The following is a 12,256-nucleotide window of genomic DNA, read 5'->3' as shown; positions in this document are numbered from 1 at the left end:
TGCCGGCCGTGTGCCGCAAACCCCGGGGGCCACCCGGGGTGGGCGCGCGGCCCGGCGCGATGCCTGGACTCCGCACGAAAGGACACGGAGCCCCATGATCGAGCCATCCACGCAGATCCAGGCCCTGCTCGCCGCCGTCTCTCTACGGCCGGCCGCCGGCGAGGGAATGCGGGCGATAATGCAACGCCAGTCCGAGTTCCCCAGCCAGACGCAGGCGCAGCTCACCGGGATCGCCCTGGACCCCTACGGCCGCGAGTTCGCCGACCAGTTCCTGGACACCTACTGGTCCGACGACCAGCGCCACCACGACATCGTCAGCGCCGGCAGCACCGACCGTGAGGTCATCATCGGCAGCGGATTCCACGCCGCCACCTACGCCGCGGTCCGCGTCCTCGCCGGCTATCCGAGGCCGCTGGTGCTGGAACGCCACCAGCGCGTCGGTGGCACGTTCGCGCTGACCGCACGGCCGACGTTCTGGCTCAACTCCCGCAACCGCGCCGGAGGCGCGGGACCCGCCGGCGACCAGGGGGCGAGCCTGAACTACCTGCCGGGCGCACCGATCCAGGCAGCAGACCTGTCCATGATCGAGTATCAGCCGAACACGGACATGGCGTTCGTGATCCGCCTGGCGCTGGCCCAGTTCGCCGACGTGGTGACCAACGCCACCGTCTCGTCCGTCAGCGCCGCCGGCACCGCAGCCAGCATCGAGATCGACGGCAAGGGCCCGATTCTGGCGGGCCGGGTCATCGACGCCCGCGGCGTGGGCGACCCGATCCCCGACGGCGCCAACGGCACCACCGTGCTCACCTTCCGGCAGTTCATGCAGCGGATGGCCGGCATGTGGCCGCTGCGTGGACTGCGGCGCGTCGCGGTCGTCGGCGGCGGTGACTCCGCCAAGTGCGCCGTCGAGTCGTGCCTGGGCCTCGCCCCGCAACCGTTCATGGCCGCCGCCGCCCTCGACCAGGTCGACCGCATCGACTGGTACGCCGAGGACCTGCCGACGACCTGCGAGCAGTGGCAGACCGACATCCGCGGCCGCTATCAGGCCACCGGCCGCTACCTACGGGCGGACCGCCGCGGCGTCCAACGACTCACCGTGATCAAACGCCGGGTGCGTCCCATCGCGCTACCCGACGCCGCACTGATCGGCGGGCGCACCTACGACCTCGTCATCGTCTGCACCGGCAACCGCGAGACACCCATCGACGGACTCGACCTCGCCTCCTTCGACCAGTACACGGCCGCCGACGGCACCGTCGTTGCCCGGACCCACTACACGCTGCCCGCGTTCCGGGTCGGCCCACACGCCAAGCTTCCCTTCACCGCCACCGAACGCGCCGACGGCGTCGCGGACATCACCCCCAACGCGGTCTCGATGTTCCGCACCGCACCCAAGACCGCCGCGCTGGCCGCGACTCTTCCCGCACCGACCCGGAGCTGACGCGCACCTCCGTCCGCGCTCCCGTAACACCCGGGGCCGCAGTCCCACCTCGTGCCTACGGGCCGGCTGGGGCTGCGGCCCCAGCCTGTCCGCCGCCACGTGGCGGAGACAGGAGGGCCACCATGGCCATGACAGCCGAGCAACGCGACGCGTTCCTCGAACGGACCCAAGCCGAGTTCGACGCCCGGCTGGCGCGCCTCGCCGCCGACCCCACCGAGTGGGTCACCTTCATCGAGGAAGCGGCCGTCTTCGGCGCCCGCTACAGCCTGCACAACCAGTTCCTGCTCTCGCTCCAGGCCGCGGAACGGAATGTCGAGCCCCGCTACTTCCTGCCCTACGGCAACAGGAAAGGCACCTCAGGCTGGCAGGCCCTCAACCGGCACGTCCGCGCAGGCGAGACCGGGTTCCTCATCTGGGCGCCGGTCACCCGCCGCCCCACCGAGGAGCAGGCCCGCGAGTGGGAGGCCGCCGGCCGCACAGTCCGTCGCGACCCGGACGGGCGCCCCGCGATCCAGGTCGTCGGATTCCGTCCCACCAGCACCTTCGACATCAGCCAGACCGACGGTGAACCCTTTGAGGTGCCCACCGTGCGGCGCCGCCGCCAGGTGAAGGCCGCCGGCGGGACGACCGCGCAGCTGCTCACCGGCGATGACCCCACCGGCGCCTACGACGACGTCGTCGGACTGATCAGACAGGCCGGCTACGACTTCGCCCTCGTGCCTGCGGGCAGCGCCCACCTGGGCCGCGCGAACGGCGTCACCGTCAAGGGGACCGGTGTGCAGGTGGTGCGGGTGCGCGCCGACGTCAGCGGCGCGCAGCGCATCAAAACCAGCCTGCACGAGTTGGCCCACATCCGGTGCGGGCACCTCGACGACCTCGACCGGCAGGAACTGCTGCACCGCGGCCGACGCGAAACCGAAGCCGAGAGCGTCGCCCACCTGGTGTGCCGGGCGCTCGGCCTCGACACCCAGGCCTACTCCGACGCCTATGTGCTCGGCTGGGCCGACGGCGACCTCGCCCTGATCCGTGACTGCGCACAGACCGTGCTGCGGGTGGCCAAGACGATCCTGCGCGACCTCACCCCCGACGACGCTGACCTCACCGAGGCCGCCCAACCCGGGCTCGCAGTCGAGGCGCAGCCCGTCTGACCGGCCACCGCCGACGGCTTCCTCATCCACCCCGTCGACATCCCATCCCGCGCCGGCCCGGCCGGCAACCGGCACACGGTTCGCATGCCGGCAGATCGTGCACACACCCCACACTCGTTAGGAGCAAAGACATGCTGTCCCCGCAGATCACCCTCGCACTGCCCCAAGTCATCACCGGGATCGAGGAAAAAGCCGAGCATCTCGGCTGGGACGCCCCACCGGTCCTTCTCGCCCTGTTCCACCGCCACCTGGTCACGGGCTCCCCACTGCACCTGATCGAGGTGGAGCCCTCACCGTTCGCCCTCGACCTGCAGCCCGGCTCGAACTCCGGCCTCACCGGCGTGTTGAACCTGCTCGCCGGCTTCATCTGCATCCCCGAGAACGCACCCGAGCTGAACGACTGGCTCGACGCCACGCACCGCACGTTCGTCGGATACGCGCTGGTGTTCGAAGGCTTCCAATACACGCCGTACGCCGACTACACCTACGGCGACATCAACACCGTGCCGGCGATGGCCGACGCCGAGGTACGCCTCGTCGTCGCCATCGACACCAACGGCCGCCGCTACGAGACCAGACGCATCCGGGGCGAAGGCCCCCAGCCGATCACGGTCCACGACGCGCTCACGCCGAACCGCCTGGCCGGCGCCATCCCCGACGTGCTGAGCCGGCTCGTCACCGCAACCCACCACCTGTGACTGGCAGCACCCGTCGAGGGCCGATCGCCGATTTTCATCTGGCGCCCCCCGCCTCGGGTGGCGTGTCGCATGTCCGCCAGGAACTGCTCATGTCTGAGACCGCCGACCTGCGCGGCGGCCGGCAGCACGGCCTTCAACGAGCTGGTGCTCTGGGACGTGGACCATCTCGACGGACGGGTCCCGATCCGGAATCGGCTTCCCGCCCTGCGCGGCGCAGTCGCGGTACCGCTGATCGCCCTGGAGCAGCCGTCCCCAGCTGACCGACCCGGCCCCGCCAGAGTGCCCTGCCGGCTGCCACACCCTCCCGCGAGATCACCCGGCACCGCCCACCCGGCTGCTGCCGGCCGACGGCGGCGGCAGGCGTCCGCCATGCCGATCCGCGCCCTCTGTCACCTGCCCTCGGCAGACACACCAAGTCCGGAAAGGACTATTCATGACTTACCGCTTTTCATTCTCGAGCACGCCGTTGAGGGTCAGGCCGACGCGTCCGCTTTGAGGTCGAGGCGTTGCAGGCCAGATCGACCGCTGGATTCGTACCGCCGGACAGGCGGGGCGGGTCCGCTGAACGGCTACGATCGCGTCCGGGCAGCGGAGACGGTGATGTGTGCCATATTCTGAGTTCTCCCTCGTCCCCCCGGGAGGATCCGCGGTGGATCAAACTCTCATCTTCATCGCCGTGATCACGGCCGCCGCCACCGCGCTGGTCGCGGTAGTCGCCGTGATCACGCTGCGTCGGCGCCTCACCTCCTTCAAGAGCGGAAAGCTCCAGGTCGGAGCCCAGCCGCGGGAAATGGAGGCGAACACGGTCAAGGTGACCGACGGTTCGCAGATCGACCTGCTCAAGGGCACCTCGACCAGCGCGAAGACGGTCACCGTAGACGGTCAAAGCGTCTACCGCACCCGGGACGCAAACGAGCAGCCCTTACTGCGGCCGGCACCGAAGGGGGACGGCTCGGTCGGCGCATGATCGGGAGGATGGGGTTTCGCGTCCACGTCGACCGCGAGAAGGAGCTCGCGCACGTCAACGAGCAGGTCAGCGCGCCTACCCTGGCCAGCCGGGTCAGCCTGGTCTGCGGCGAGAAGCAGATCGGCAAGTCGGAGCTACTCCTCGAGGCGTTCCTTCGTCATCAGGACGGGCACCCGGTGGCTCTGCTGGATCTTGCGCGGGCCAACGAGGCGTATAACGTGCTCGACCGCCTGTCGACGCAGCTAAGCCCGTGGGTGGAGTTCCGCCGGTACAACAAGGCGCGTGACGCGTTCTCCACCGCCGGCCCCTCGTTCACGGCGGGTGACATTGAAGTGCGCGAACACAGCGAGCTGACCCTCGTGGTCGACGGCACCGCTGACCGACAGCGCGGAGTCGGCAAGCTGACCAGGGCATTCACGGACGACCTGCGGAAGTCGGGACGGCTGCGACCGCTGATGCTCTTCGACCACCACGACCGGGCGGTGCCGGGCGTCCTGAATTGGTTCGATGAGGACTTCCTCGACCCGCTGATCACGGTTGCGGACGTGGCCACGTTCGTGGCGGCCGAGCAGCCTCCGTGGGTGGACCAGGTCCGGCATTCCTGGATGCTTCGTCGGCCGGCCGTGCTCGAACTCGGCCGCTTCACCGCTGGTGACGTCGCCTCCTGGGCGGCGGAGCTTGGCATCATGATCAGTGACGAAACAGCCGGGTACGCCGCAGTGACCGCCGACGGCATGCCTGGCCGGATCGGCACCAACCTCGCCATCTACCTCGCGAGCCGCCAGGGGCGGCCGTGACAGCGCCGGACGAGCGACTGGCCGCGCTGATCGAGGCGATGGCGCCACGCGAGCGGCTGGCCTGGGGCCGGATCGCGGCGGTCGACTGGTTCGACCTCTCGCTGCTTCACGAGATCCTAGACGAGGAGGAAGTACCCGCGCTGCCATCCCCGCTGCTGGAGCGCCTGTACGACAACGGCGACAGTGCGGATCCGGCCGCGAACGCCGTGGGCGGTACGGCCCACCGTTTCCGGTTACGCGCCGGGCTGCGCGCGCCGATCCTCGCGGCGCAGGAAATCGACGTCGCCTGGCTTGTCGCACACACGGCCGACCTGGCGGCGAGCTTCTTCGCCGGGCGAGGCCGCGAGCGCCGTGGCGGCGAGACCCTTGTCGAGGAGATCGGCTACCTCGCGCTCGCCACGCCGGACGAGGCACGAGAGCGGCTTGCCGAGGTGACGTTCGCCGGGCTCCGGTCGGGCCAGCTCGGCGACGCGTCGGCCGCCGCCGCCGTGGTGGCCCGTCGGCTGGGTGCCGGGCTGCCGTTCGAGGCCCGCTGGGGCCGGGCGCGCGAGTCGCTGGCAGCGATCGCAGACGTCGTCGTGCTCACCGCCCACCTTCACGCCGCCCGAACGGGAGGTCAGGCGGCACTGGGTTTCGCCCGGCTGCTAACGGTGGCGCTCGCCCGGTGCGGGCCGGCCGCGACGGCCGCCGAAGCCCGGTTTCTGCGGGCCGCGCGGGCCATGTCGGACACGCAACTGGCCACCGTGGAGGCACCGGGGGCGGTCGATGGGATTGACGACTGGCGGCTGGCGCTCGCGCTGGTTGGAAGTCGGCGGGCCGTCGCCAAGCAGTCCCACGAGATCACCTTCGTGTCGGACACACTGGTCCGCTACCGACAAACCAGCACCGTGCACACCGGCGGGGAGCGCGAGCAGCACGCGGTGCTGCCGGTGCCGATCGGTGTCGTGCCCCGGCCGCTGGAGGCGCTGATCGACGGCGTCGCGCCGCGCGATCGGGCGGGCCGGATGCTGGCCACGCTCACCGCTGCGCGCTCGCATCGGCTGCTCGCGGCATCGGCGGTCATCACCAGCGCGTTCCCGCCGCCGGGGAGTTTCGCACGGGGGTCCGGCGGGGTCGCAGCGGCGTACGGCCGGTTGATCCGCCTGGAGGGCGAGGTGCTGCACTGGCTCGATGACCGCGACGCGCCCGCAGACCCGGCGTCGATGGGAGCCCTGCCGCCGGAACACCGGGAGGCGCTCGCTGCGGTCCTGACCGGCCTGCGCGCTGCGCGGCCGGTGATCGCCCTGCTCGAACCGCGGGACCCGGCCACCCAGGTCGTCCACTACGAGATCGACATGCCGTCGGCCCCGCCGCAGACGTCGCGCCTCTCCGGGCGGGTGATCACGCAGGCGCTGGTGTCCGGCTTCGCCCAGGCCGACCAGTACGTCACGGTGACCGTCCCGAAGGGCCTGATCCCGCTCGGCGCCGGCCCGGACGTGATGGAGCCGCAGACGGTCTCGCCGGGAAGGGGCACGGTTGTGCAGCACTTTCGCCTGGGTCCGCGACCGCACGGCACCGTACTGACAGGTCTGCACTTCAGCTACGGGATCGGGCCGGTGGAGCGGCTCAAGACGGTGACCGCCGGTGGGCTTGCGCTGCTCGCCGCGCTGCTGCTGCTCTTCCTGACTCCGTTCGCGGCCGAGGAGATGAGCTACTCGCTGCTGTCGTTCAGCCTGGCGGCGGCCGGTCTCGGCGGGCTCGTGGACGCGGCGCTGCGGCTGCGCTGGCGGGGGCCGGAGCCGCAGACGGGTCAACAGGTGTTGCGCCGGCCGTGGCGGGGGACGGTGATCGGCGTGCTCGTGGCCGGGACCTTCACCGTGGCCGGGCTGGTGCTCACCGCCTTCACCGGGGAGTCTGGGATCGCGACCGTCGATCTGTTCCGGGTCGCCGTCGGCATGGCCGGCTTCGCGGTAGCGGTGGAGTTCCTCCAACTGCTCCGCGACGCGTTAGCGAGCAGATCGTGGGTCACGGTGGGCCGTTTGGGCCAGAACGTATCCGCCGGTGGTCCCAGCCGGGCTGTGGCGGCAGCCGCGCCGTTACTCGAGCGGCTCGCCCCGCGGCGCAACCAACCGGAACCGCTGGCGGCGCTAGCCGCACAGATGCGTGATCACTGGTACCGGCGGGCCGCCGAGGTGCTGCTGCCGGTCCCGGTGCCGCTCACGATGAGCGTGAGGAGAGCGGGCGACATCGCGGTGGACGCCTTCGCCGACGCCTTCCTCGCCGGCGGCCGGCCGCGATGGGTGGTCATCGGCCCGCCGGGCAGCGGCAAGACCGGCGCGGTCATCCGCGTGGCAAGCGCACTGCTTTCCGACAGGTCCGACAAGAGCGAGCGCCGGACCGTGCCGGTGGAGATCGAAGCCGCCGGCTGGCGGCCGGGCCGCCGCCCGTTCGAGGAGTGGGCGGCAGCCCAGCTCAGGCGCCCGGACCTGCTGCCGCTGATCAGGGACGGACGGATCACCCTGGTCCTGGACGGCCTCGACGAGCTGCCGTCCGCCGCCCGGTCGGCCGTTCTGCGGGCTGTCGACACCATCGGACCGGACGCCAGGGTGATCATGACGTGTCGGTCGGCCGAGTTCCGCGGGGACACGTCGCCGGCCGCGCTGATTCATTCGTCGGCCACGGTCGCCGAGCTCACCCCGCTTCCCCCGGCCGACTCGGCGGCAGTGCTCGCCGCCGTCGCGCCCGCCGAGCACGACGCGATCGCCGCCCTGGTCCGCAATGATGAGCAGCGTGTACGGCCGCTGTTCGGCTCCCCGGAGATGCTGCGGCTGGCCGGTGTGGCGCTGGCCCACCCCGGTACGCCGATCGGCCCGGGAAACGTCGAGGAGGCGCTCACCCGGGCCGCACTCCGCAGCGCCTACGAGCAAGTCGATCGGCCACTGCGCTGGCTGTCCTTCCTAGGCGCGCTGGCCGGCGCCACCCACAGCGCGCAGATCGAATGGTTCCACCTCTTCCACGCGCTAGGCCGGCCGGTCCGACGACTGATTGCGGCGCTGGTCGCCGCGCTCGTCGTCGCCGGTGCGACCGCCGCCGGAGCCGCCCTGCTCGGTGCTGTACCGGCCCGCTCCCGCCTCCTGCCGGTCGCAGCGCTGTTGCTCATCCTGGCCGGTGTGCTCGCGTTGCTGCGCGCGACGCCTCCGTCTGCTCCCGGCCGCCGCTTTGTGCGGCTCGCCGCTCGCGACTTCAACGCCTACCGGATGATCACCACAGCCGGCGTCGCGCTGCTCTGCGTCGGAAGCGCGACAAGCCTGGCAGGCCTCCCCGGCGACGCGATCGCTAAGGCGATCATGGCCGTGACGATCGGCTACAGCGTGTGTGTTCCGCTCGTCGCCGTGTTCCTCCGCCTCGAGTTCAACGGGCGGCCGCCGGTCTCCGGCCGCCGGGCGCTCCTCCGCCTGCAAGGCGAATCTCTGCTGGCGATCGGCCTGCCCGTCCTCCTGTCGGCGACTCTGACACTCCTATTCGTGGACGAGTGGGAGATCGCGACTGCGACGGTCGCGGTGGTCACCATCGTGGGCGTCGCACTGCCGGGCCTCCTCGGCGTCGTCGGCTGGTACCGCCTGAGCGGGTTTGCGGTGGCCGCCCGCGGCCTGCTCCCCTGGCGGATGATGGCCTTCCTGGAGGGCGCCGCCGACCGGGGCGTGCTGCGGCGATCCGGAGCCGCCTACGGTTTCCGCCAGCAGGTCTTCGAGGAAGCGCTCATCCCCAACACCGGTCCCGCTCGGGACCGCGTCCGGATGACCCTGGCGGCGTCCATCGTCGGCAAGTTCTTCAAAGCCAATGAGGGTACGGATTTCGACGACTACGCGGTGTGCCGGCAGACCGGCCTGCTGCCCAGCAAGACCTTCCCGGCGCTCGAGGATTTCGTCGCTGCGGGCTGGCTGGAGACCAGGTGGAAGCCGGCAGAGCGTCGCGGTGATCCGCCCGTGCTGCTTTATCGATACTCGGACAGCCGCAACAACGGTCTGCCCGGTGCCCTGGCTGAGTTCTCACTGCTGCACCCGGAAGCGACGGCGACCGCGACCCGGAGGCTCGTTCTGAGGGTCAGCCGATGACCGACGCCGCCGCCGGCACGATCCTAGGGATCGTCAACGTTGTCATCTTCGTCATCGGCGCCACCGCCGTGATCATGATCATCATTGGTGGCGTCCGGTACGTCGTCTCAGGCGGCGATTCAGGAGCGATCAGCAGTGCCAAGAACACGATCCTGTATGCGGTAGTGGGCATCGTGGTAGCGATCATGGCGTACGCCCTGATCAACTTTGTCCTGGCCTCGTTCACCGCCGACGAGACTCAACCGCAGGAGAAGAGTGACACCACGGCCTTCTGGTCGGGTCTCGGCATCAGCGTCGCGCTTTCCCTCAGCCTCGCCGCCTTGCGCCGCACGTCCCGCGTCTATCGCGGCATCGTCTACGGCACGGTCTGGCTCGCGGCCCGCTTTCACCCGGCCGGAAACCGAAGGGAGTTCCAGGACCGGATCCGCGGCACGATCCTCCAGGCCGGCCCGTGGGAACGCTGGATCTACCTCCAGGACATCATCCTGCACGGCCCCGCCCTCGGCCTGCGCAGGCGGGCCACCACCATCCCGCCAAAGATGGACTACCGCCCATGAGCTGGTGGCTACTATCCGCCGTTCTGCTGACCGCGCCGTTCGCCCTAGCGGCCCTAACCGGCGCTCCCTACCTGCCCACTCTAGCTAGCCACCACCGTCCAGTGCTGGCCTTGGCCGCCCTGGAGCCCGGCCAGACCCTTGTAGACCTTGGCTCCGGCGACGGCCGCCTGCTACGCGCCGCCGCCGCACGAGGCGTGCGCTGTATCGGCTACGAGATCAATCCGCTGCTGTGGCTGGTCTCTCGACTGGTCACATGGCGCCACCGCCACCTGGTCACCGTGCATCTTGGCAGCTACTGGAGCGCCCGCCTTCCACCAGCCGATGTCATCTACATCTTCCCAATCGCCCGCATGATGTCACGCTTGGACGCCAAGCTACGTGCCGAGACGACAACCCCGACCACGGTCGTCTCACTAGCCTTCGAGCTGCCCCGGACCCCTATCGCCCGTGTCGGCCCAGTCACGTCCTACAGTTACTAGTGAGCCTTTTCCCAAACCTAATCTTGCAGCTCAGCCCGGGTCGCCAGGGGTCGGTAATCGATGAGGCAAGGCTACAGGTAGGACAGCAGATCGACCAGAATGCGATGCCCCGACCGGGGACCTTGCCATGCTGTCCTACCCGGCCACGATCCCGTTGTTCAGCCGAACTCTGAACCACCTCGCCGACTGCATCCGCAGCCACCGCCGGCAGAGCAACATCCGATGAAGACGGCTAAACCCGGGCCGCCAGGCACTGCTCGCCCTGGCCCACCTGCGTAACGGCGACACCTACACCCGACTGGCCGCCGGCCTCCAGGTTGGAATCGCCACCGCCTGGCACTACGTCCAGGAAACAATCGCCCTGCTCAGCACCGCCACCACCGCCACCGGCGCACACATGATCCGTATCCACGCCACGACGACCACCGACGCACCCGCCGGTCACCCTGACCGGACTGGTCGGTGACAGCGCTACCCGCGACCGGATCCGGACGGCCGTGGCCAACGCCGGATCCCGGTCGCCGACCCAGCCGGTCACGCTCACCGTGTTCCCACCCCACTGCCGGCACCCATCACTGGTGTCGACGCGGCGCTCGCGGTCGCGCTGCTGGTCGTCGCCGGGCAGGCACCCGCGTCCGTGCCCACCGACAGGGTGTTCGTGGGTGAGCTGGGCCTGGACGGCAGACTCCGCACACCGCGGTCCCTCGCCGACCGGCTGACCGTCGCCAGCGGGGCGGGGTTCGCTCGGGCGCTGGTACCCGCGGACGGCCGCCAGCTGGCCGCGTCGGTGCCGGACGTCACCGTCTGGGGGTGCGCACCACCTGCGCGAACTGGTCGACGTGCTGCGCGTCGCCGCCGACGACGCCGCGGTGTGGCCGACGCCCGGGGTGCCGGTCGGGGACCTGGCGGACCTGCCGGCCGCGTATCCGGACGGGGTGGCGGCTGTTGGAGGTCGCTGCCGCCGGGGGCACCGGCTGGCGCTGGTCGGCCCGGCCACGACCACGCTGCTCGCGCAGCGGCTGCCCGGTGCGCGCCGACCGCCCCCTGCCGACCTGGTGCGCCGTGCGGTCGCCGTCGTTGGCTGCCGCGGCGCCACCGCCTATGGCCAGCACGTCGCGGTAGTACTCGGCCACGGGCTCGCCGAGCAGGGCTGGACCGTTCTCAACGCCGGCGTCTACGGCATCGACGCCGCCGCGCTGCGCGGCGCCTCACGAGCCGACCCCACGCCGCCGTCGCGATGCCCGCCTGCGGGCTCGACCGGCTGCACCCCACCGGCAACCGGCCGCTGTTCGACCGGCTCGACCTGATCAGCGTCTGGCCGCCGAGCAGCGACCCCAGCCGCACCCGAACCCTGCTCAACCAGACCTGGCTGGCCGCCCTCACCTGCGGCGCGGTCCTCGTCGAAGCGGCCCCCGGTAGGGGCCACGGCATCCTCGCGCGGGCGCTGGCCCTGGGCCGACCGGCCATGGCCGTGCCGGGTCCGGTCACCTCCGGGCTGTCCGCCGGCTGCCACCAGGCGCTGCGCGAGGAGCCCCGCATCCGCCTGGTGTGCGACGCCGCTGATGTCGTCGCGCACCTCACCCCACCCACCGGCCACCTCGGACGGGGCCGGGATCTTGCCACGACGTGGAAGCCGGGGTGGGTGGTGCTGCCTGGGGTCGGTGGCCCGTACCCGGCGCTCGTGGCCGACCTGCTTAGCCCGCAGGGCTGGCCGATCGCCCGGTTCACCGCCGACACGGTCGCCCGGATCGCGGCCGACTGCGACGCGCTCGCGGCGTGGGTCGGCGAGGCTGCCGGCACCACCCGCATCCGCCTGGTCGACGGCACCGTCCGCCAGACCGAGCGGGCCGGCACGCCGGCGGAGTCGACCAGCACCATCACGGCCGACGCCGATGGCTACTACCTCCTCGACGGCTGGAGCTGGCAGGTCACCGACCCGCCGCCGGCGTGAGCAGTCGACCTGAGCCGCGATCTGCCTGATGTGCCCGGGAGCGGCTGCGCCACATCCCCGGGCACCCCGTCAGGTGCGCGCCGGAATCAATACCTCACGCCCACGCCACACCCCCGACGTCAAC

10 protein-coding genes and 1 pseudogene are annotated in these 12,256 nt (G+C 71.0%); all 11 read left to right on the top strand.

The genetic code is table 11. From position 1 onward, the window contains the following. The first annotated feature begins 94 nt into the window (after positions 1 to 94). The 11 genes and pseudogenes from O7601_RS17605 (at position 95) to O7601_RS17555 (ending at position 12,132) form a co-directional block, all read left to right on the top strand. Positions 95 to 1,441 (top strand): hypothetical protein, encoded by a 1,347-nt coding sequence (locus tag O7601_RS17605; RefSeq protein WP_281562197.1) that lies wholly within the window; start codon positions 95 to 97, stop codon positions 1,439 to 1,441. A gap of 122 nt (positions 1,442 to 1,563) precedes the next feature. After that, the gene (locus O7601_RS17600) at positions 1,564 to 2,589 is read left to right on the top strand and encodes an ArdC family protein (protein ID WP_281562196.1); all 1,026 of its coding nucleotides are present in this window, start codon (positions 1,564 to 1,566) and stop codon (positions 2,587 to 2,589) included. 131 nt (positions 2,590 to 2,720) lie between these two features. After that, the gene (locus O7601_RS17595; protein WP_281562195.1) at positions 2,721 to 3,287 is read left to right on the top strand and encodes a hypothetical protein; all 567 of its coding nucleotides are present in this window, start codon (positions 2,721 to 2,723) and stop codon (positions 3,285 to 3,287) included. A 649-nt stretch (positions 3,288 to 3,936) separates the two neighbouring features. Beyond that, positions 3,937 to 4,254 (top strand): hypothetical protein, encoded by a 318-nt coding sequence (locus tag O7601_RS17590; protein ID WP_281562194.1) that lies wholly within the window; start codon positions 3,937 to 3,939, stop codon positions 4,252 to 4,254. Between the two features lie 8 nt (positions 4,255 to 4,262). Next, a complete protein-coding gene (locus O7601_RS17585) occupies positions 4,263 to 5,051 on the top strand; it encodes a hypothetical protein (protein WP_281562193.1) in 789 nt (262 codons plus the stop codon). Continuing rightward, a complete protein-coding gene (locus O7601_RS17580; protein ID WP_281562192.1) occupies positions 5,048 to 9,145 on the top strand; it encodes a hypothetical protein in 4,098 nt (1,365 codons plus the stop codon). Before O7601_RS17585 ends, O7601_RS17580 begins: the two co-directional genes overlap by 4 nt. Continuing rightward, complete coding sequence (locus O7601_RS17575; protein WP_281562191.1) at positions 9,142 to 9,702, top strand: pilin; 561 nt, start codon at positions 9,142 to 9,144, stop codon at positions 9,700 to 9,702. Before O7601_RS17580 ends, O7601_RS17575 begins: the two co-directional genes overlap by 4 nt. A 110-nt stretch (positions 9,703 to 9,812) precedes the next feature. After that, positions 9,813 to 10,181 (top strand): hypothetical protein, encoded by a 369-nt coding sequence (locus tag O7601_RS17570; protein WP_281562190.1) that lies wholly within the window; start codon positions 9,813 to 9,815, stop codon positions 10,179 to 10,181. A gap of 127 nt (positions 10,182 to 10,308) precedes the next feature. Further along, a pseudogene (locus tag O7601_RS17565) lies at positions 10,309 to 10,557 on the top strand (transposase family protein); the annotation flags it as partial. Positions 10,558 to 11,020: 463 nt separating this feature from the next. Then, the gene (locus tag O7601_RS17560; RefSeq protein ID WP_281562189.1) at positions 11,021 to 11,488 is read left to right on the top strand and encodes a DNA-processing protein DprA; all 468 of its coding nucleotides are present in this window, start codon (positions 11,021 to 11,023) and stop codon (positions 11,486 to 11,488) included. Further along, complete coding sequence (locus tag O7601_RS17555) at positions 11,419 to 12,132, top strand: DNA-processing protein DprA (protein ID WP_281562188.1); 714 nt, start codon at positions 11,419 to 11,421, stop codon at positions 12,130 to 12,132. The genes O7601_RS17560 and O7601_RS17555 overlap by 70 nt, the downstream gene beginning before the upstream one ends. The last annotated feature ends 124 nt before the right edge of the window (positions 12,133 to 12,256 follow it).

Origin of the sequence: Verrucosispora sp. WMMD573, from assembly GCF_027497175.1 — a bacterium.
GTDB lineage: Bacteria > Actinomycetota > Actinomycetes > Mycobacteriales > Micromonosporaceae > Micromonospora.
The sequence above is the reverse complement of the archived record's forward strand: the minus strand, read 5'-3'. Positions and strand labels throughout refer to the sequence as shown.

Bases quoted from the DNA above. Each gene is read 5' to 3' on its own strand.
- O7601_RS17605 (WP_281562197.1), top strand. From the start codon at position 95: ATGATCGAGCCATCCACGCAGATCCAGGCCCTGCTCGCCGCCGTCTCT.
- O7601_RS17600 (WP_281562196.1), top strand. From the start codon at position 1,564: ATGGCCATGACAGCCGAGCAACGCGACGCGTTCCTCGAACGGACCCAA.
- O7601_RS17595 (WP_281562195.1), top strand. From the start codon at position 2,721: ATGCTGTCCCCGCAGATCACCCTCGCACTGCCCCAAGTCATCACCGGG.
- O7601_RS17585 (WP_281562193.1), top strand. From the start codon at position 4,263: ATGGGGTTTCGCGTCCACGTCGACCGCGAGAAGGAGCTCGCGCACGTC.
- O7601_RS17575 (WP_281562191.1), top strand. From the start codon at position 9,142: ATGACCGACGCCGCCGCCGGCACGATCCTAGGGATCGTCAACGTTGTC.
- O7601_RS17555 (WP_281562188.1), top strand. From the start codon at position 11,419: ATGCCCGCCTGCGGGCTCGACCGGCTGCACCCCACCGGCAACCGGCCG.